The following is a 20,187-nucleotide window of genomic DNA, read 5'->3' as shown; positions in this document are numbered from 1 at the left end:
AATTCATTGCCCATGTTCATGGGCGGGTAACAGAGGAACGCCGCTTTGCGTCGTTTAATTGAGCGCGCATATGCGCAACGCGCTCAATTAAACACCATACTTGTTGGTAGCAACGCGGACGCCGGGGCCCATGGTGGTGGCGATGGTAGCGCTCTTGAAGTACTGGCCCTTGGCAGCGGCGGGCTTAGCCTTGGCGATGGCATCCAGGACGGTGTCCAGGTTGGTCATCAGCTTCTCGGCACCGAAAGAGGCCTTGCCGATGGGCACATGAATGATGTTCTGCTTGTCCAGGCGGTACTCGATCTTACCGGCCTTAGCGTCGGTAACAGCCTTGCCGACGTCGGGGGTAACAGTGCCAGCCTTCGGGTTGGGCATCAGACCACGGGGGCCCAGGACCTTACCGAGACGGCCAACGCGGCCCATCATGTCGGGGGTGGTGACCAGGACGTCGAAGTCCAGGTAACCGCCGGCGATCTTAGCAATCAGATCGTCGTCACCGACCTCCTGAGCGCCTGCAGCCTCAGCAGCCTTGGCAGCGTCGCCCTTGGCGATGGCGATAACGCGGACGTTCTTACCGGTGCCGTTGGGCAGGACAACAGCGCCGCGGACCTGCTGGTCAGCATGGCGGCTGTCAACGCCCAGGCGGACGTGCAGCTCAACGGTCTCGTCGAACTTAGCGGTAGCGGTCTTGCAGCAGAGCTCCAGGGCTTCGCTGGGATCGTAAGTCTTGTTGTTCTCGATCAGCTTAGCAGCGTCGATATACTTCTTGCCGTGTTTCATTGCGTATTACCCTCCTATTCAGCCCTCAACGGTAACGCCCATGCTGCGGGCGGTGCCCTTGATCATGCTGACAGCAGCTTCCAGAGAAGCGGCGTTCAGGTCGGGCATCTTGGTCTTGGCGATTTCCTCGGCCTGTGCCAGCGTGATGGAGCCAACCTTGTTCTTGTTGGGCACGCCGGAAGCAGTGTCGATGCCGGCAGCCTTCTTGATCAGAACGGGCGCCGGAGGAGTCTTGGTGATGAAGGAGAAGGAGCGGTCAGCGTAAACCGTGATGACGACGGGGATGATCATGCCCATCTGGTTCTTGGTACGCTCGTTGAACTCCTTGGTGAACGCCATGATGTTGACGCCCTTCTGACCCAGAGCAGGACCAACAGGGGGAGCCGGAGTTGCCTTGCCGGCGGGGATTTGCAGCTTGATGTAGCCAGTGATTTTCTGTGCCATAATACTTGCACCTCCAAATTTTGTGGTGAGTTGCGGCCTGCGGTGCAGACCTCCCACGGGCGCACGACCTCCGCACGCCCTATAAAAACCGTACCCAGGAAAAATTTCCTTTCGCGGTCTTTACCGGAAACTAAGGTGTTCTGAAAATCAGAACAGCTTGACCTGATGCAGCTCGAGTTCTGCGGGCAGCTCGCGGCCAAACATGGTGATCTTTACGCGCACCTTGCGCGCAGGAATATCGATCTCCTCTACAGTGCCGACGGAACCCTCCATCGGGCCTGCAGTGATCTCGACAGTATCACCGACCTTGTACTCGACCTCAATGTCGGTCGTGGTTTCGACGCCCATCTTGGCAACTTCCGCCTCGGTCAGGGGCTCGGGCTTGGACTCCGGGCCGACAAAGCCGGTGCAGCCGCGCGTGTTGCGTACGATGTACCAGGTGTTGTCGTTCATGACCATTTTGACGAAAACGTAACCGGGATAGAGCTTCGACTGAACCTCTTTCTCGCCGGTCTTGTTGCCGCGTTTGTCAAAAACTTCTTCAATGCGGGTCTCGGTGGGAACCTTGACGTCGCAGATCAGATCCTGCAGATGACGGTTTTCCACCATCGTCATCAGATCCGTAGCGACCTTGTTCTCGTACCCGGAATAGGTATGTGCTACATACCAGTTTGCTTGCTCAGCCATGGTCTTTGCCTCCGCTCAACGCGCTCAGGCGCCGATCAACAGGTGAATGGCGCCGCCAAAGATGAGATCCAGCGCGATCAGCACGACCGCCGCGATCAGCACGACCACGATAACGGTGATCGTATTGTTCTTGACATCATGCTTGCTGGGCCACACGACCTTTTTCAGCTCGCTCTTCGTATCTTTGAAATACTTGCCGATTCCTTTGAAAAAGTTCTTGACCTTACCGAAGAAAGAAACTTTCTTCACGCCGTCGTTCTTTTTGGGCTTGTCGCTTTGAGTCTGGGCTGCAGCGGTGGCTGCTTTTTTGTCTGCCATCTCTAAGCTCCTATCCTCACTTGGTTTCGCGGTGAAGGGTATGCTTCTTGCAGAAACGGCAATACTTCTTCATCTCAAGACGGTCAGGAGAGTTCTTCTTGTTCTTCTCCTTGTTGTAGTTGCGCTGCTTGCACTCAGTGCAGGCCAGGGTGATCTTGACAGTCATTGTTCGGCACCTCCATTATCGGTTAATAAGCCTCCCTCGCGCTTGCAGGCGCCCTAGAAAAAAGGGCATAAAAAATAAACCCGCAAAAGAGGTGCTATCATGATAACACACAAGCGGGTTTACGTCAAGCGGTTTTGCAAATTTTTTTGTAATTTTTTGACGCCGTGGCGAGGAACGCAACGTAGGGGCGGGCAATGCCCGCCCGCAGGTCGTTGGGGAGCCGACCCCTACGATAACAAATCACGCACCGCTGCCATTCCCTCATCCGTCAAACATACCCCGCCTTTGGCTTTAGCAGTTTCGGCGGTTACGTAATCCACGGCCAGCGCGGGGCGGGTACTGAGGTAGGTCAGCGTATCCTCCAACGCGCTGAGATCGGCGGCCAGCAGGTCGGTCAAAAGTCGGGCGCTCTGGCTGCGCAGTCCGGTGGGGAACGCTGCCAGCAGCGCCGGGTCCTGCCGCGCAAAGGCGGCCCAGACGGCGGCGCGGGCGTCGGCGCTCTCCCCTGCCCCGGCCAGTGCGCCCTGCAAGTCGGCAATCAGCTCCCCTGCCTGGGCGGCGGTGCAGGCGGCCACCGGGTCGTCGCCATAACCCAGGCGCTCCCGGGCGGCGGGGGTAAGCAGTGCCGCCGTGTCAAACCGCACGGCAGCATTCTTGCCCGCACAGGCGGCCCAGGTGGCGGGCGTGGCCGCGATATAGTGCAGCTCCGGCGCGGCCGTCTCGCCAGTCGCCACGGTGCCGCACAACAGTTGCGCGGCACGCCCGGCTCCGGCGCTCAATGCGCACTCGGACAGCGTCGTTGTGCCCGCAGGCGCGTTGACGAGCAGTGAGCCGGGCAGCGCACAGAGGGTCACTGCCTGCTTGGGGCCGTCTGCCCGGGCCAGCACAAAGGCCGGTTCCTCCTGCTGGACGATGAGCAGCAGCCGGTAAACGCCCTGCGCACCCGGTTCAATGCGCAGCGTGCTGTCCGCTGCCGATGCCTGGCGCAAAAGCTGCTGCTTCTGGTATTGGTCGGCGAAAAATGCCACGGTCAGCACCATGGGCAGCAACAACAGCAGCGTCAGCCCCAGGCTGTACCAGAAAATCCCGCGATGTGAACGCATAACCTACACACCCCTTGCAAAGACTATGCCCAGAGTGTAGGCCGGCCGGGCCGCACTTATACACTATTATAAAGGAGTGTTTGCGAATGTTTGATGAATTTGGCCCCCACGGCGCAGAGGAAGAGCGCGAGGAGCTGTGGACGGATTTGAGCGAAGTGCCTGACGAACAGTACAACGAGGATGACCCCGCGGAGACAACGCAGGAGGTTATCGTACCGCCCGCCCAAGAGCCGTATGGCCCGGGCGTTGTGCCGCCGGAGGAGATTTAAAAGTGGCTTCTCCCGCGGGAGAAGCTGTCCGCGAAGCGGACTGATGAGGGGCGAGTCTGCCCGGCCTCCCCTTTTACAGTTCGGCAACGGCAAACTCGCCCCTCATCCGGCTGTGCTTCGCGCGGCCACCTCCCCCCCCCACAGGGGGGAAGGCTTTACATTTTTTGATACACCAAAAAGCGGAACCCGATCTCGGTGGTCAGGCTCCCGCACGCCGCTAACCGTGCGGCCCCATTGGCGGGCGTGTTCCAATAATACGGCGTCATGGCAAACAGATCCTGCACGGCCTGGCCTTCCAGCGTCAGCACGGCCTCGGATTCGACAGCCTTAACGAACGTAAAACCGTCATATTCTGTCTGGCGCACCTCGTTTTCGTAGGGGCGCTCGTACAAAACCTCTTTCAGGCCGAACAGGTGCCGCGCGGTGGGCACGGCGTAAACCAGATGCCCACCCGGACGCAGCATCCGGGCAAATTCAGCTTCGGCCATGGGCGAGAAGATGTTGAGCAGCAGGTCGGCCCAGCCGTCCCGCACCGGGGCGCAAAAGCTGCCGCCGACACAGAACGCCGCACCGGGCAGGAGCTTGGACGCCAGCCGCACGGTCTCCTTGGACAAATCAAAGCCGACAATCTGCGGCGCACCCAGCGTCTCATATAAATACTTGTCATAGCTGCCCTCGCCGCAGCCCGCGTCCACAATATGGTCATGCGGCAGCGCGGCACAGACCTCGGCCAGCGTCGCCATCAGCGGGGCGTAGTGCCCGGCCGACAAAAACGCGCGGCGGGCGCGGACCATGGCCTTGCCGTCGCCGGGGTCGGCAGTGTGCTTTTTCTGCATCGGCAGTAAGTAGGCGTAGCCTTCTTTGGCAAGGTCAAAGCTGTGGGCCTTGGGGCAGCGCAGGCTGCGGCCGGTCAGCAGCAGCGGCCCGCCGCATACCGGGCAGCGCAGTGCTGCCGCAGTCTCGGGGGTCATTCGGTGGCCTCGGCAGCTGGGGCGGGCTTCTCTGCCTCCGGCGCGTCCGCAGCTGCCAGCGGCAGCGGTACGGTCATACCGCCGTGGGCCGCGAGGTAATCCTCAAAATTCGCGAACTTCTGCTTCGGCGGGCGGCGGGAAATCAGATCCAGACCCGGCTCGTTGGGCACGGCGGAGTGCTGGGCGCGGCTGCGCTGCGGGCGCGGTGCCTTGGGCTGGTCACGCAGCGGGGCGCTGGGGATGGCCGATGCCGAGCGGCTGTTGCCGCGCCGGGGCGGCTGGGGCGCAGCGGGCTTGGCCTGCGGTGCAGGCTGGCGCGGGGCCGGGGCGACCTGTTTGGGCGGCTGCTGTGGCTGGGCGGCAGTGTTGGGGCGGCCCTGCCCACGGCGCGGGCGGCCGCTGCGGGGGGCACCGCCCTCACGCGGGGGCTTGGGTGCAGCGGCCGCGGTGTTCTGGGGCGCAGCCTTGCGGGGTTCGCGGGGCTGCACGGGGGTCTTGCCCTCCCGCGCGGGCTGCGGGGCCTGGGGAGCGCTGCCATTACCGGCGGGCCGACGGCGGCGGCGACGGTGCGGCGCACCGTTCGGGGTTTGTGCGGGCTTTTCCATAATTCTCCTTATAAGCCGATGACGCGGCATTCATTATAATAACGTTTTTCCTCGGCGTGGCCCATGCTGAAGGTCTTGCGGGGCAGCACGCCGCCCAGCACAACGCCCTTGAAGAGGTCTGCCTTGGCAAAATCCGGCAGCAGAATGGCCGTTGCGGGCTTGGCCGGGTTGGCAGCCAGCGCAATGGCGGCACTCTCGCCGTGGATGTAATCGACGGTCACGCCGGGGTGCTTGGGCAGATAGTCGGCCAGGAACGCCTCAACGCTGCCCACCGTCAGCGGTGCGGGCGGGTTCGCCAGCGCCACGGCGCACTCGCCGTAGGCATCGGCCAGGCGCAGCCGCTGGTCAGACATCGTTGTGCTGCTCCCCTGCTGCTGGTCCCAGGCGTCCAGCGCGGCGTACAGCTCCTTGGCGGCAACGCCGAACACAACGCGGTGGATGGGTTCGATTTCAATGGCGGGGCTGTGGACGTTACAGACCTCGGCCAGGCACCAGCGGGCCGGGTGGGTCTTGCGCTGTTCCTCGCTCAAGGTAGGCTTCAGCTCCTCCCAGTAGGCTTTGGCGGTGGCCAGGCTGTGGTTGCCGTCGCCGACGGCCAGCACCATGGGCTGCTGCCCCTTGGCGGCGGGCCAGCGGTTGGCGAACGCGGCAGGGTCAGCCAGTTTGGCAAGGGCCGCGTCGATCTGCGCGATGAGCGCCGGATCCTCGACGGCCCAGCCGCGCAGACGGCCGCCGCCCAGCATCAGCTCGCCGTCGTAGAGCGGCGGAAGCTGGTCTTTCACAAGGCCGATGGGCTCGATCAGCGTGCGGTCGGCGTCGTCGGCCAGCATCATGACGTGGGGCGTTTCCAGCGTCGCACCGCGGCGCACTTTCAGCCGCGGCGGGATGCGCTCCACGACGGTGCTCTCGCTGGGGCGGATGGCGGGCTGGCTGCCCTTGGCGTAGTCGTAGGCGTCGAGGTCCACCGCGCCCACAAGGCCCTGGCGGACCGTGCCGTCCATCTGGGTGCGCTCTACATAGACGTAGCCATGTACTTTCCGCGTCAGCACGGTGCGGCGGTATTCGTCCATTGTGCGGCGGATGCTTTGCAGGCGGGCGTCCTCCTGCGGGGTGCCCAAGTAAGCCTCCGGCAGGACGATGTGCAGCGTGCTGGGCCGGCCCTCGGCGCGGGCCTCGGCGCGCTGCCAGTACTCCGGCTGGGAGGTGAACTGGTCCACGGCAATGCAGGCCCACGGGTCCAGCGGAACGCTGGCGGCGGGCAGCAGGATATCAGCGGCGGTAAAACAGGCTTCGGACATGATAACGACCCCCTGACAAATGTAGATCGACCGCCCTTACCGGGCAGCGGGTGGGCAATGCCCGCCCCTGCGAGGAACGGACATTACAAAACGACGGTATGGCCCACCAGGGCGTAGATGGCCAGGCTCAGCACGCCAATGTAGATCATGGAACTGGGCAGGCCCTGGAAAATCGAGGAAATCGCTTTGCTGCGCAGACGGCGGCGGCCTTCGCGCACGACAAAGACGGCGAACACGTAGCCGATACCGCTGCCCAGCGCAAACGCGATGCTCTGTAAAATCGTGTAGTTCTGGTTGGAGCAGATGAGCAGCGTGCCCAGGATGGCAGTGCTGCAGGTCGCCAGGCTCAGCTGACTGCGGCAGCCGGTGCGCAGTTTGCGGGGCAGCACGCCCAGCAGCAGCCAGGCCACGGCCATGGCGGCGACGCCGCAGGTCAGGTAGACGATGGGGCGCAGCGCCGAGATCGGCAGCCAATCGGGAAGATAATCGCGCAGCCATGGAAAAAGACGGTTGTGCGCGGCCCAGCCCAGCGGTGCGGACAGCACCATGACAAAGAGCAGCGGCAGGCCGAAATCCCACACCTGGGCGCGGTGGTCGGGTACGAGCTTTATCAGGCGGGTGACGCCCAGCGCACGCGCCAGCACGACGTTCTCTGCAAAGACGGCCAGCACCATATAGCTGATAAACTGCACGATACCGTTAAAAATCTGCTGTGTCTCAATGCTTGCGGTCGGCATACAGGCGGCGCACCTCCTCGTGTTTATAGTCCGTGTACAGGTTGGCGGCGGCGCACCAGACGGCGGCCAGGATACCTACGATGACAAACCCGCCCGCGGGCAGTGCGGCCAGCGGCAGCAGGGCGTTGTGCAGGATGACATTGCCGAACACCGCGCCGGTAGCCAGCAGCTCACGCAGGCAGCCGACGATGAGCAGCACGATGCACATACCCAGCGCATTGTTGAAGCCGTGGCGGAACGCATCCTTAACGGGTTCCAGGTCGGCAAACTCCATGCGCTTGACGATGGCAGGCTCCACGACCATGATGGGCAGGTAGATACCCAGCAGCGACAGATCGGTGCCGAACAGCCGGTAGAGCAAAATGTACGTGGGAATGTAGAGAAGCGCGGCAGAATAGCAGTACACCACCGGGCGGAAACGGTTTTTCGTCAGGTGGCAGACGGCCACGGCCAGCACGCGGGTGAACGTGACGAGAATCAGTGCGGCGATGCAGAGCATCAGCGCACGTTGGCCGTCCAACGCGGCACCGATGACCGGGGCCATACCGAGGCCGCGTACCAAAACCGGGTTGGAAAGCCAGATGTGGTCGGCGCGGATGCGCTCGTTCAAAACGGCTTCGGCCTCGGCGTAGGTGCGGGGCATCCCGACCGGGCCGCGGCGCTTCGGGGCGGCCTCGGGCGCAGGCACAGCGGGCTTGGGCTGCGTTTGCGGCACAATCTGGGGGGCCTGGGCGCTTTCCGGGATGAACTGCTGTGTGGTCTGCACGGGCTGCACGGGCTGTGGCGCGGGGGCCGCCTTCTGGGCGGCGGCACGCAATTCGGACTGCGGGACCTGCACGGTGCGGGTCGCGTCGGCAGCGGGTTTGCTGGTGCGGATGGTGCGGGACTTGGTCGCGTCGGGCTGCGGCTTGTCTGCAAGGGATTTCGCCGCGCGCGGCGGTGGGTTTGTGCCGTACTCCCGGTCGCGGTAGGTGCGGAAATGGCTTTCCTCCTCCCGTGCGAGCTTCTGCCGCTCGGCTTCGCGCTCGGCCTGGCGGCGCTGGACTTCCTCCAGCATGGCGCGACGCTCGGCGGACGTGTAGCGCGGGCGGCTCGTCGGGATGATGACTGTGTCGCTGTGGGCGGCCGTGTTGCGGGCGGGCGCAGCGGCGGCCTGCGGCTGCACGATGGGCTTTTTCTGGGCGGCAGATTCAGCCTCAGTGGGCGTCTTGCCGGCCTGCATGGCGGCGATGGCCTGCTCGATCTCGGCACGGCTGGCACCGCGCTCGGCCATGCGGCGGGCCGTCTCGACCATTTCCTTGGTGATGTGCGGGATGATCAGCGTCTCGTTGCGCTCCTCACCCCGGCGGCGATTATTCGGATTTTGCTGCATTGGCAAGGCGCTGTTCCTCCTCTCTCATAAAGCGGATGCGCTCGGTGCGGTGGCTGATCAGGTCAAGCCACTCGGGGATAGCGCCCACGATCAGCAGGGCGCAGCAGACAGCGCACTCATAGGGGCTGAACGCGCGGAACACGTAGGTCATGATGCCCAGCGCCGCGCCGTAGATGATGCGGCTCATCCGGCGGTCAGGCATCGTGACCGGCTCACAGATCAAGAACAGCCCGCCGAACAGCGCCGTGCCGGACAGAATAACATACTTTTCCAGGTAGATGCGCTGGCGGATGAACTCCCACGGCAGGCTGAAAGCGGGCAGCTCGTTGAGCTGCGGGAACAGCCACGGCAGGCCGATGACAAAAATAAAGAACGGCAGCACGACGGAAAGCTTGATGCGTCCGCGCACGAGCAGGAATAGCCCGCAGGCCATGACCACCAGCGCGGCGCTGGTGCCGACGGCGGCGGAGACGTTGCCGGTCAGCAGGTTCATCGTGCTGGCACTGGGCAGGCCGCCGGTCCGCAGGGTGGCGTTCATGCCCGCGACGACGGTGGTGTTCACCTCGCCAAAGAGTGGCAGCTGCGTACCCGGGACCGGGTAGAAAAAGACATTTTTCGGCCACGAGACACCGGCCACGACCATGCCGACGGCGGCGGGGTGGAACGGGTAGTGCCCCTCACCGCCGAAGGCCTCCTTGACCAGCACGGCAACAATGACGGCGGCGATGACGATGGGATAAGAGATGCTGGCGGGCATCATCAGCACGATCAGCGCGGCAAAGCACTCGCTGGACGGCTCATGGGACTGGTAGCCGGTGCCGTGCAGTGGGGCCAGGGCACAGTCGCACAGGTAGGCGGTCAGAAGGGCCGCCAGCAGCAGCAGCAGAGGGCGCGGGCCGTAGTAATACCACGACATACCGATGAGCGGTACCGTGCACCACAGCAGGTCGCTGTAATAGCTGTAATTCTTGCTGCGTTCAATTTTTTTACGATTGGGCATGGGGTAAAAGCTCCTTTACTTGCTGTGCAGTGCGCGCGCTACAGCGGCGGGGTCGGCGGCGTTGAAAAGCGAGCTGCCGGCCACGAGCCAGTCGGCCCCGGCTTCACTGCACAGGGGGCCGGTCTCAACGTTGACGCCGCCGTCCACCTCAATCAAAGTGGAAAGACCGCGGCGGTCACATTCGGTGCGGACAGCGGCAATACGCTCCGGTGTGGCAGGAATGAATTTCTGCCCGCCGAAGCCAGGTTCCACGCTCATGACCAGCACGAGATCCACGGCGTCGAGATAGGGGTAAACGGCCTCGACCGGGGTGCCGGGGCGGATGCTGATGCCCACCTGGCAGCCGGTGGCGCGGATGGCGTCAATGGTCTCTCCAACCGCGTCGGGTACAGCCTCGAGGTGGAAAGTGATGAGATTTGCACCTGCCTTGGCGAAGTCCGGGGCGTAGCGTGCGGGCTCGCTGATCATCAGGTGGACGTCGTAATAAACTTCAGGCAAAGCGGCGTGCAGGCATTTCAGCACCGGCGCGCCGTAGCTGATGTTGGGTACAAAATGGCCGTCCATCACGTCAAAGTGCATCAGGTCCGCGCCTGCGTCCAACAGGCGGGTGCAGTCGCTTTGCAGGTTGGCCAGGTCAGCCGACAGGATCGATGCGGCAACTTTTGTCATACTCTATATACTCCCTTTGTGTAGTCCCTCTTATATAGCAGTATGTGCAGTATGCACATATAAAAATATTATAGCCCAATCCGTCCCAAAAAGCAAGCCGCCCGCAGGGGGTGCGGGCGGCAGGGATGATTTGGAATTATGATTTGTTTTTATTCTCCCACTGGTGCACGGTTTGCAGCTGGAACTCAAAATCCCGCGCGTCTTTGGCGAGCTGGCTGGACAGGATAATGCCCGAGATAAACAACAGCAGCGCCGCCACCAGCACAAAGCAGCAGACGATCAAAGTCGGGAAGCGCGGCACAAGCCCGGTCTGGAAATATTCGCCCAGCACCGGCACCATAAAGCCGATGCCGAACACCGCCAGAATGGCCGCCAAAATGCCGAAGAACAGGAACGGACGGTAATTTTTGAACAGCCGTGCGATGGTGCCCAGCACTTTAAAGCCGTCAGAGTAGGTGTTCAGCTTGCTCTCCGACCCTTCCGGGCGGTCGCGGTAGTCGATGACGACATTCTCCACCTGCATATTGCGCTGCAGGGCGTGGATGGTCATTTCCGTTTCGATCTCAAACCCGCGGGACAGCACCGGATAGGTCTTGACGAACTGGTAGCTGAATGCGCGGTAGCCGGTCATGATGTCCTTGATCTTGCCTCCGAACAGATGGTTCGTGCAGAAGCGGACCAGGTCGTTGCCAAAGTTGTGGAACGGCCGCTTATTCTGGGTGTAGTAAGTGCTGGAAAGCCGGTCGCCGACGACCATGTCGGCCTGGCGCTCGGTCACGGCGGCGACCATCTCGGGCGCGGCCTCGGCCGGATAGGTGTCGTCGCCGTCAACGAGAATATACGCTTCCGCGTCGATTTCTCGGAACATGCGGCGCATGACATTCCCCTTGCCCTGCTGGTACTCGTGGCGAACAACGGCCCCGGCCCTGGCAGCCAGCTCGGCGGTGCCATCGGTGGAGTTGTTGTCATAGACATAGACGGTGGCATCGGGCAGTACGCGGCGGAAATCCGTCACGACCTTCTCGACGGTCTTGGACTCATTGTAGCAAGGGATCAGTACGGCGATTTTATCCATAATACTCCTCCGGGAAATTTACATCCAGAATTGAACAAGGCGGCTGACAGTGTAATAGAGCGAAGGGTTCAGCCCCTGCAGCCACGGCTCCATGGCGAACAGCGTGCAGAAGCGGTAAACGGCGGTGTATGCCACGGCGGCAGCCATGACCACGCGCAGCGCAGGCAGTGCGGCAGCGGCGGTGGCATCCCCCACGGCGGTGCGGCGGCTGAGTGCGCCCTCGGCACAGAACCAGCACAGCGCCGCCCCGACGAGCAGCACCGGGCTGTAATCCATCAGATAGCGGTAGAGCACCCCGGCCATTTCGCAGTCCACAACGGTCATAACGACCATGGCGGCGATGCCGCCGTAGACAATGCCCGCCACGGCGCGGCGGCGGTGCAGACAGCGGCGGAACGCGGGCAGCAGCGGCAGCGCCAGCACCCATAGGTAGGGCGTGGCGGCCAGCATACTGCCGGTGAATTTCTCGCTGATGGTGCGGATGACGGCGTTCGTCTGGACGTCCGTCTCCCGCAGGAAGGGAAACACGCCCTGCCAGCTGGGCAGCTCAAACAGGCTGGTAAACACGGCAGGCCCGATGCGCACGGCATTGAAGCCGCGCTGGGTCATATCGTTGCCGGTCAGGTTGTAGTTGGCACCGAAGTCAAGCGGCGAACCGAACCGCGCGGCGTTGTACCACATCAGCCCGGCGGCGACCACGACCACCGGTAGGATAAAGGCGGCGGTCTCCCCTGCCCCGGCGCGGCTGCACAGCCGCTTTTGCCCAATGTACCGCTGCCAGAAGATGGGCACAGCCAAAAAGGCGAACAGCTCCATCTGAGGGCGGCACCCAGCCACCAGCGCTACAAACAGACTGCCAAAGGCGAGCTTGGTTGCAATGGCCCCGCGCTTTTCCACAGGGGTGCTGGCGGCGGAAAGCCAGAGCCACAGCCCCAGCATCAGCAGCGCCGCACCGCAGAGGATGGCGTACTCATAAATGTAGGGACGCACCAGCAGGTAATACAGCTGGCTGCCCAGCACCACAGCGGCCACGGCCAGCAGGTACGCGGCGGCGGAGGTCTGCGGGAACCACCGCCGCACGGCCTGCCCCACCACGCCGAAGCAGGCGGCGAGGAGCAGCAGCCCCAGAACGACCATGCAGGGCGCATAGGCCAGATTCTGGATGCCGGTCAGCGCCTCAAAGGGCAGCTGGAACAACAGGCACGGCACAATGCCGAAATAGACGTAGTAGCGCCCATTGTAGAAGGCGTGATCCCAGTGGATATCGTTGATCTGCGCCGCATCCCGTGCCCCGGCGTCGTAGGGGTTCTCCAACGCCAGCAGCTCGGCGGGCGGGTCGGCCTCCAGATCCAGGCGGCCATTCAGCAGGCTGTGGGCCAGTGCGCCGTACTGCTGGTAGACGAAGCTGATGGTGCTCTTACCGTCCCAGAACGCGGTGTTGTAATCTTTTGTAGCAAGGCCGGTGTTGCCCGGCTCCCAGAAGGGCACGACCACCACAAAGGCGGCCAGAACCAGGCCCAGCACGGCGGCTGCGGCGCGGTCGCATACATTGCCCGCCAGCCAGCGGCGGTGCCATAACCCGCTGGCCGGGCGCAGGCCATAGACAGCCAGCAACGCCAAAAATACCGCGATAAAACGCAGAACAGAGAAATTCAGCGCCCGCGGGGCGTTCGCCGTGATGCCGCTGAACGTCAGCGCCACCGGAAACTGCGCGTAGGTGGAGCTGTACCCGGCGGCGGTCAGCGTCATCATGCTGACATTGCCGGTCAGATCCAGGCTGATGGTGTGGGTGCGCGGGGCCTGCAGGCCGACCTGCCAGCTGCCAAAGCGGGTCAGCTGGGTGTTGGCCGCGTCAGTGCCCTCGATGGTGAAGGTGACGGCGCTGTCTGCGTGGAGCAGGTCGGTATCGTCATTGACGAGGCCGTCAAACCGCAGGTTGTAGATGGGGCGGTCGATGTTCAGAAACCGCAGATAGGTCCGGCCCTCGTCCAGCGAAATCGTGCCCAGCCCGCGCCCGACGTTGATGTTCTCGTCAAGGTAGTCAACGAGCTGGAACGGCTCATAGCTGTGGGTGTTGAAGTAGGCAACGTTGCCGACGAATACTTCCAACCCCAGCGCCGTGACGAGCAGCAGCGGAACAACGGCTTTCAGCCCCTTGCGGCCAAAGCTGCGCAGCCCGGCGGTGACGAAACCGGTCCAGCTGTTCAGCGCTGTGACGGCCACGAGACGGAACGCATTGAAGCCGATGGTCAGCCCGGGGCGGTGGTAGGCAAAGACCGCGAACAGCCAGGTGGCCAACCATAGGCCGACGGCCCAGACGATGTCCTGCTTTGCAACGCTGCGTCGCTGGATTTTGCCGGGCAGAAGTCCAAAGAAAGCAGAGAGGAGCGCGGTAAGAACAAGCGCTATAATAAGGTACATGGGCGGTGGAAACCTCCCTTACAAATAGAACCGTGGTTATTCATCCCGGCAGCAAAGCCGGACAAAAAAGCAGCTGAGGGCGAAGAACGTGATGGCTAACTCACGATGGGTAAAACCAAAATGGATATACGAGTGGTTCTGCGTAAAATAATACCACACAAACGGCATACAGGCAACTAAAATAAGCGGCGCAAGGGCCGTGAGCCGCCGCACGGACAGCACACGGCGGTGCAATGCCAGCAAAAGCGAGCCCACCGCCAGCAACACCCACAAGAGAATCCATGTGCGCAGTGCATAGGGCTGAAGGTTGTTTTTCAGCGTGGCAGTGTAGGTAATGGCCTGCCCCACTGTCTCATGCGAAGCGCGCAGCAGGATGCTGTCCCGCGCTTCAAGGAAAAGATTCTCCCGCAGAACAAGGGAACCCAACAGCCACTTTTCAGCCCAGAAGCCGACATAGCCGACACCCCACCACAGGCAGAGACGGATGATTTGATGCAAACGCTGTTTCCAAGAGGTATTTTCCAGATTCAAATACAACACCAGCGGTATGCCAAGCGTGACAAGAGGGTACGTCAGAAAATCAAAATAGCTTGTCGCCATGCCGAGCGACAGGAAAAACAGCCAAGGATGCTTTTTAACGGCGTCGGGATAACACAGCAGAAAAGCGCAACCGCCCGCCATAATCAGGAAACAGGGCGTATATTGCAGGCAAAGGCTTGTGGCTGCGGGCGTCAGCGCACCAAACAAAATTACGAACGGGAGCAGCAGATACCCGAGCTGCCGCCGCGGCAGAAGATACGCAATCCACAACATAAGGCCGAGCTGAACGAGCATATTCAGCCGCAAAATGTCCTTGTAATCAAACAGCAGCAGAAGCGGGCGCAGGATGGCGTTTTGCCCCTGCCAGTAGCGGGCATACGCGCCGTAAGCAGCATCACGATTGGAGGAGAGAGCGGCGGTGAGCTTGGCGTAAGACCAGTTCAGTGTCTCATCTGACGGAGGAATAATTGAATAAATAGCGGCAGCCTTGGTGAAAGCAGACTCGTCTCCGTCATAGATGGCCTCAGACAGAATTGTGGCTTCTGTCAGGTAATCGAGATGTGTTGATGTATCGTCCTTTACGAGCACAACGGAGCCGTTGGAAAAGGTGCCTGGGGTGCTTTCCAGGTGACTGCGCATCCGCGCGGTCGGCAGGCTGAACGCAACGATCAACAGCAGATACCCGATTGCGGCCCAGCCGATAAGCCAGAACGCCGCCAGGCCAAACTTACGTGGGGGCAAAATAGATTTGTTCATATGGGGGTTCCTCTAAAATGAGCACGGGGACGCGGGAAAAGCGGCAAAAGCCCTTCCGGTCATCGCTTCGCTCGACCACCTCCCCTGGAAGGGGAGGCTTTCACGCGGGCAAGGCCCGCGCAAGAAGGCACCCCCCTCCGGGAGAACTGGCCGAGCTTGCGAAGCCTGAGGGGGGCTTTACCGTGCGGGCGGTGCAGTCTTACTCCTTCGCGTACTTTTCAATCTCATGCAGCCAGAAATCAGCGGTTTTGTCCCAGCTGTATTTCTGCAGGACCGCATCGGGCGCGGCTACGGGCTGGGCGGCCAGCGCGTCCAGGTCTACATCATAGTCATAGGGGTCGAAATACCGCGCTGTATCGCCGTACAGTTCCGGCAGGCAGGTGGCGTTTGCAAGTGCAATGGGCGCGCCCAAGGCCAGCGCCTCCAGCGGCGGGATGCCGAAGCCTTCAAACACGGCCGGGTGCAAAAATAGCTTGCAGTGCTGCATCAGCGCGGCGTTCTCGGCGTCCGAGACATAGCCCGGGTAGAATACGTTGTGTGTGTCCTTGGCTTCGTTATCATCGCCGAAGGCCCGAAGGTCCTTGCCGCCTGCCACCACAAACGTCTTGTCAGGGTTGCGGCGGGCGACCTCGCGGATCCATTTGAAATTCTTGTGCTTGGCAAGGCTGCCGAGAGCGTAGTAGTACTCCCCTTTCTGGACGCCGGGCATCTTTTCAAAAATGCTCTCGTCGGGGGTCACGCCCTTCATATGCTCCCAGCCGTTGTAGGTGATGCCGATTTTATCCAGCGGGATGCCGAGCTTTTCACTGATGAGGTGGCGCTGGTTGTCGCTGACTGTGAACACCCGCTGGGCAAACCACTTCGTGGACAGACAGTGTACCCAGAACTTGAAGCGGAAAAAGCCCTTGTCGGTGTCCATGACCAGCGGGCGGATATCGTGCAGCACGGTGACGCTGCGCTTGGTCAGCAGCATATCGCTGGCCAGGCCTACATAAAACGCATGGGTGCGGCGCAGGTAGGCGGGCAGCACAGCCAAATTGTAAAAATATTTGACCGCTTTCAGCGGCACCAGCTGGATGTTTTTCAGCTCCGGCAGGTGAATGGGGCGGCCGTCGTCGCGGTAGGCAATCCGCACATCCAGGCCGGTGCCCTCAATGAGTTTATCCAGCCGGACGACGGTCTCATAGACATAGCGCGGGATGCCGGTGATATTATCACACAGTACCGTGCCGTTGATGACGATGGGGTTCAATCCAGTTCCTCCTTCTCCCAGTGGGAGCAGTCGAGCAATTCCTGCTGCCAGTCGGCCATGCGGCGCTCGCAGTATTCTTTCAGCTCGCGCTCAAAGCGTTCCTCGCTGAAACTGCGGCTGTGCTCGCGAATTTCTTCTTTAGAATAGGCAACGCCGTCGCGCTCAAACCGCTCGATGCAGTCGGCCAGGCTTTCGACGGTCTGCTCTTTGAACCAGTAGCCGGTCTTGCCGGGCACAACGCTCTCGCACGCGCCGCCGCGGCCATAGGCCAGCACCGGCGTACCCGCGCTCTGGGCTTCCACCGGCGTGATGCCGAAGTCCTCTTCACCCGGGAAAAGGAACGCCTTGGCCCGCAGGTAGTAGCTGCGCACTTCCTCGTCGGAAAGGCCGCCGCCCAGAAATTCCACGGTCGGCCCGGCCATGGCCTTGAGCTTATCCAGTTCTCCCCCGCCGCCGATGACGACGAGGCGCTTGCCCAGCTTCGTGCAGGCCTGCACGGCCAGATCAACGCGCTTGTACCAGGTCAGGCGGCCCACGGTGAGGTAGAAATCCTCTTTTTCGACAAAAGGTGCTTCGTTGATGTGGCAGCCGGGGTAGATCACGTCACTGTCACGCCGGTAATATTTTTTGATGCGCTGCGAGATATAATGCGAGTTGGCGATAAAATAATCCACGCGGTCGGCGGCGCACTTGTCCCAGACGCGCATCTTGTGCATCTGCCCCGGCATGACGAGGCGGGCAAGCCAGTTGGCATTGGCGCGGTAGGTGTAGTAAAAATCCCACACATAGCGGATGGGCGTATGGCAGTAGCAGATATGCACGGCATCCGGCCGGGTGATAACACCCTTGGAGCAGGACGAGCAGGACGACAGCACAAGGTCGTACTCGGTCAGATCGAACGCCTCAAACGCGGCGGGCATCAATGGCAGCATGGCCTTGTAGAGCTTGTTGGAAAACGGCACCTTCTGGAACCAGCTGGTGCGGATATCGTAGCTCTTGAACCATTCGGGCATGTTGTTGGGGTCGTACACAAGGGTGTAGATGACAGCATTGGGGAAAACGTGCTTCATAGCGTCCACAACGCGGTCGCCGCCGGCATAGCCGACGAGCCAGTCGTGGACGATGGCAACTTTCGGTTCCTTTTTGCTCATGACGGACACTCCTGTTCGGTAACGCGGGGCGCGTTACTGCAATTTTTCGTCGTTGACCATCTTGCCGCCGAACACCGTGCGGAAGATGATCTTGATATCCAGCGCCACGGTCCAGTTTTCGATGTACCAGATATCGTAGCGGATGCGCTCGGCAATGTCGGTGTCGCCGCGCAGACCGTGAACCTGTGCCCAGCCCGTGCAGCCGGGGCGTACCTGCTGGCGCACGAGATAGCGCGGGATTTCCTCTTTGAAGTGCTCGACGTGGAAGGGCACCTCTGGCCGCGGGCCGACGAGGGACATATCCCCTTTCAGCACATTGAAGAATTGGGGCAGCTCGTCGAGGCTGAACTTGCGGATAAAGCTGCCGAAGTGGGTCTTGCGGGGGTCGTAGTCGGTGGACCAGCCTGTCTCCTGCTGCACATTGACCCGCATGGAGCGGAACTTGTACATCATGAAGGGCTTTTTGTTCAGACCAATACGCTCCTGTTTAAAGATGATCGGCCCGGGGCTGGACAGCTTGACGCCGATGGCCGTGACTAGCATGATGGGGCTGGTCAAGATAATCAGAATCAGGCTGCCGAGGATATCCAGCCCACGCTTGACGGCGGCGTTGAGCAGGTTGTCAAAGGGCGTCTGCCGCACGTTGATGAGTTTGCACTCGTCCAGCACATCGATGGTCGGCCGTGCGGGGAGGTAGTCGCTGTAAAACGGCACCATCGTAATGCGCACGCCGTTTTTGTCGCAGGCGGCAAAAACATGGGGCAATAATTCGATTTCGTCGGCTTCCAGCGCCACGACGACCTCATCCACGGCGATTTCGTCCAGCTTGGCGGCCAGGTTGTCATACCCGCCCAGGAACTTTACGCCCAGGCCGGGCTCTTCCACTTTGGCAAGATAGCCGTCCACGACGAAGCCGTAGTAGGGGTTATGCTCCAGCGCACGCAGATAGAGTGCGGCGGATTTGCCGCCGCCCACCAGCAGAATGTGGCGCAGGCCCAGCCCCTTGCGGCGGCGGGCACGGTCGACCCAGCGCAGGACCATCCGCTCAAACACGACGGCGGCGGTGGAGAGAATGTAGAACAGCGCCAGCACAATGCGGGAGTAGTCGTCCAAGTGCAGTAAATACAGCGCACCAATGAAAATCAAGAGGCCCGCTGCGTTGATAACGGCAATTTTGGTGCAGCGCTCGGCCAGGCCGTGCAGCCGCGCATTGTTGTAAATGCCCGCCACCCAGTAGATGAGCACCAGCACCAGCGACGTGGCCAGCCCGGCAATGATGTTGCGGGGGTCCTGCGCCACGGCCAGGGCCGGGCCGGCACCGCCGGGCTCAAAATAGCGGACATAATTAAAACGAATATAGTTGGCAAGCAGAAAGCCCACAAACAACAGCGCTGCATCCAGCAGCACAAACAGCAGGCTTTTAAAGCGTTGGTTTTTTTCCAGCAAGGGTAGCCTCCGTGAAACAAGTAGAAGTAAACAATCTATTCTACCATATTTCTACTGTTATTGCAAATCAGCGGTACAATTCCTGCAGCTGATCCAAGGTCTTTTTCATCTCGGCGCGGACCTCCGGCGGACCGGAGACGACGACGCCGGTGCCAAAACCGGCCACCCAGCCGAAAAACTGCGGGCTGACCTGAATCTCGGCGGTCATTGTGAAGTGCTCGCCGTCGGGGCAGGGCGTTAAGATCGGCCCGGTGCCGAACCGATCGATCATCGCCCCGGCAAATCGGTTCTCGCACAGGAGCGTCACCCGCTTCAGGGGGCCGTTGAACATGCCGAACATCTGCTGCATATAGGCATTCACGTCAAAATTTGCGTATTCCTCGGAACCTTCGCGGGTGGTGTCGGGCAGCTGGTGGACGTTCTGCATCTTATCTACGCGATAGTGCTTGAGCCGCCCCTCGGTGTAGGCGATGAGGTAATAGTTGCCGTTCTCCCAAACCAGCACCCAGGGGCTGACACGGTAGAGCTGGCCGTCGTGGCGCGGGGTCATCCGCTTTTGCAGGTTCCAGTCGCAGTATTTGAACTGTACCTGCTGCCCTGCCGTGATGGCAGTGTGCAGTGCATCGACGGTGTAAAGGATTTTCTCGTCGGTGCTCTTGATGCGGCCGCTGACCAGAACCTTGCGGTCCAGCTCCGCCTGCCGGTATTTCGAGGTGAACTGCCCTAGCTTGTCAATGAGGATTTTGGATTTGCGCGCCGTGATAAATTTGCTGGCGTAGACAGCGTCCACCAGAAGTTTCAACTCGGCCAGCTCAAAGGGAGTCTCGGTCATATAGTAGCCGCCGCCGCGGCCGCGCTGCTGCACGATTTCGTACTTGGAATCGGGCAGGTTGTTCAGCGTGTTCAGGTCATCGTAGACGCTCTTGCGCTCGGCCACGACGCCATGCTCCTGCAATTCTTCCACCAGCTGCGGCACGCTGAGGGGATGCTTTTCGTCCGTCTCGCGGGCGAGAATCTCCAAAAGGACAAGCAGCTTGCGTTTTTGGCCTTCTTTGCGCGGCATAACAACGGCTCCTTTCCGGCAATATGCAGATATAGTCCTATTATACACCCTATAAAGGGAGAGG

At 61.3% G+C, this 20,187-nt stretch carries 21 protein-coding genes; 1 reads left to right on the top strand and 20 read right to left on the bottom strand.

All coding sequences use genetic code 11. The features are described 5' to 3' along the window. Positions 1–87 precede the first annotated feature (87 nt). The 6 genes from rplA to GPK89_RS08440 all read right to left on the bottom strand — a co-directional run bounded on the left by rplA (position 88) and on the right by GPK89_RS08440 (position 3,498). Complete coding sequence (rplA, locus tag GPK89_RS08465; RefSeq protein WP_215692445.1) at positions 88–780, bottom strand: 50S ribosomal protein L1; 693 nt, start codon at positions 778–780, stop codon at positions 88–90. A gap of 18 nt (positions 781–798) precedes the next feature. Beyond that, on the bottom strand, positions 799–1,224 hold the full coding sequence (rplK, locus tag GPK89_RS08460) for a 50S ribosomal protein L11 (RefSeq protein WP_007046678.1): 426 nt from the start codon (positions 1,222–1,224) through the stop codon (positions 799–801). Between the two features lie 147 nt (positions 1,225–1,371). After that, on the bottom strand, positions 1,372–1,911 hold the full coding sequence (nusG, locus tag GPK89_RS08455) for a transcription termination/antitermination protein NusG (protein ID WP_215692444.1): 540 nt from the start codon (positions 1,909–1,911) through the stop codon (positions 1,372–1,374). 24 nt (positions 1,912–1,935) lie between these two features. After that, positions 1,936–2,229 (bottom strand): preprotein translocase subunit SecE, encoded by a 294-nt coding sequence (gene secE / locus GPK89_RS08450; RefSeq protein WP_215692443.1) that lies wholly within the window; start codon positions 2,227–2,229, stop codon positions 1,936–1,938. A 16-nt stretch (positions 2,230–2,245) separates the two neighbouring features. Then, positions 2,246–2,395: a 50S ribosomal protein L33 gene (rpmG, locus tag GPK89_RS08445; RefSeq protein ID WP_007046681.1), complete on the bottom strand. Its 150-nt coding sequence runs from the start codon at positions 2,393–2,395 to the stop codon at positions 2,246–2,248. 227 nt (positions 2,396–2,622) lie between these two features. Further along, positions 2,623–3,498: a hypothetical protein gene (locus tag GPK89_RS08440; protein ID WP_215692442.1), complete on the bottom strand. Its 876-nt coding sequence runs from the start codon at positions 3,496–3,498 to the stop codon at positions 2,623–2,625. A gap of 86 nt (positions 3,499–3,584) precedes the next feature. Between GPK89_RS08440 and GPK89_RS08435 the strand changes: the two genes are divergently transcribed. Further along, positions 3,585–3,767, top strand: a complete 183-nt coding sequence (locus GPK89_RS08435) for a hypothetical protein (RefSeq protein WP_215692441.1) — start codon at positions 3,585–3,587, stop codon at positions 3,765–3,767. Between the two features lie 155 nt (positions 3,768–3,922). Here the strand turns inward: GPK89_RS08435 and GPK89_RS08430 are convergent, their stop codons facing one another. The 14 genes from GPK89_RS08430 to GPK89_RS08365 all read right to left on the bottom strand — a co-directional run bounded on the left by GPK89_RS08430 (position 3,923) and on the right by GPK89_RS08365 (position 20,123). Next, positions 3,923–4,738, bottom strand: coding sequence for a putative RNA methyltransferase (locus GPK89_RS08430; protein WP_215692440.1), 816 nt, complete (start codon positions 4,736–4,738; stop codon positions 3,923–3,925). Next, a complete protein-coding gene (locus GPK89_RS08425) occupies positions 4,735–5,343 on the bottom strand; it encodes a hypothetical protein (protein ID WP_215692439.1) in 609 nt (202 codons plus the stop codon). Before GPK89_RS08425 ends, GPK89_RS08430 begins: the two co-directional genes overlap by 4 nt. Before the next feature lie 8 nt (positions 5,344–5,351). After that, complete coding sequence (locus GPK89_RS08420; protein WP_215692438.1) at positions 5,352–6,641, bottom strand: DUF1015 domain-containing protein; 1,290 nt, start codon at positions 6,639–6,641, stop codon at positions 5,352–5,354. Positions 6,642–6,724: 83 nt separating this feature from the next. Continuing rightward, positions 6,725–7,378, bottom strand: coding sequence for an Rnf-Nqr domain containing protein (locus GPK89_RS08415; protein WP_215692437.1), 654 nt, complete (start codon positions 7,376–7,378; stop codon positions 6,725–6,727). Beyond that, the gene (locus GPK89_RS08410; protein ID WP_252261576.1) at positions 7,359–8,750 is read right to left on the bottom strand and encodes an Rnf-Nqr domain containing protein; all 1,392 of its coding nucleotides are present in this window, start codon (positions 8,748–8,750) and stop codon (positions 7,359–7,361) included. Before GPK89_RS08410 ends, GPK89_RS08415 begins: the two co-directional genes overlap by 20 nt. After that, positions 8,731–9,750, bottom strand: coding sequence for an RnfABCDGE type electron transport complex subunit D (locus GPK89_RS08405; protein ID WP_215692435.1), 1,020 nt, complete (start codon positions 9,748–9,750; stop codon positions 8,731–8,733). Before GPK89_RS08405 ends, GPK89_RS08410 begins: the two co-directional genes overlap by 20 nt. A gap of 15 nt (positions 9,751–9,765) precedes the next feature. Next, on the bottom strand, positions 9,766–10,419 hold the full coding sequence (rpe, locus tag GPK89_RS08400; RefSeq protein ID WP_215692434.1) for a ribulose-phosphate 3-epimerase: 654 nt from the start codon (positions 10,417–10,419) through the stop codon (positions 9,766–9,768). 136 nt (positions 10,420–10,555) lie between these two features. Continuing rightward, entirely contained in the window at positions 10,556–11,494 is a 939-nt protein-coding gene (locus GPK89_RS08395; protein ID WP_215692433.1) for a glycosyltransferase family 2 protein, read from the bottom strand. An 18-nt stretch (positions 11,495–11,512) separates the two neighbouring features. Next, positions 11,513–13,915, bottom strand: a complete 2,403-nt coding sequence (locus GPK89_RS08390) for a hypothetical protein (protein ID WP_215692432.1) — start codon at positions 13,913–13,915, stop codon at positions 11,513–11,515. 36 nt (positions 13,916–13,951) lie between these two features. Then, complete coding sequence (locus tag GPK89_RS08385) at positions 13,952–15,211, bottom strand: hypothetical protein (protein ID WP_215692431.1); 1,260 nt, start codon at positions 15,209–15,211, stop codon at positions 13,952–13,954. Positions 15,212–15,410: 199 nt separating this feature from the next. Next, the gene (locus GPK89_RS08380; protein ID WP_215692430.1) at positions 15,411–16,463 is read right to left on the bottom strand and encodes a glycosyltransferase family 4 protein; all 1,053 of its coding nucleotides are present in this window, start codon (positions 16,461–16,463) and stop codon (positions 15,411–15,413) included. Continuing rightward, on the bottom strand, positions 16,460–17,614 hold the full coding sequence (locus GPK89_RS08375) for a glycosyltransferase (protein ID WP_215692429.1): 1,155 nt from the start codon (positions 17,612–17,614) through the stop codon (positions 16,460–16,462). The genes GPK89_RS08380 and GPK89_RS08375 overlap by 4 nt, the downstream gene beginning before the upstream one ends. A 33-nt stretch (positions 17,615–17,647) precedes the next feature. Further along, entirely contained in the window at positions 17,648–19,060 is a 1,413-nt protein-coding gene (locus GPK89_RS08370; protein ID WP_215692428.1) for an undecaprenyl-phosphate glucose phosphotransferase, read from the bottom strand. A gap of 67 nt (positions 19,061–19,127) precedes the next feature. Next, positions 19,128–20,123: a helix-turn-helix transcriptional regulator gene (locus tag GPK89_RS08365; protein ID WP_215692427.1), complete on the bottom strand. Its 996-nt coding sequence runs from the start codon at positions 20,121–20,123 to the stop codon at positions 19,128–19,130. Positions 20,124–20,187 lie beyond the last annotated feature (64 nt).

This window comes from Gemmiger formicilis, assembly GCF_018784445.1.
Lineage (GTDB): Bacteria > Bacillota > Clostridia > Oscillospirales > Ruminococcaceae > Gemmiger.
This window is presented reverse-complemented; position numbering and strand designations above follow the sequence as displayed.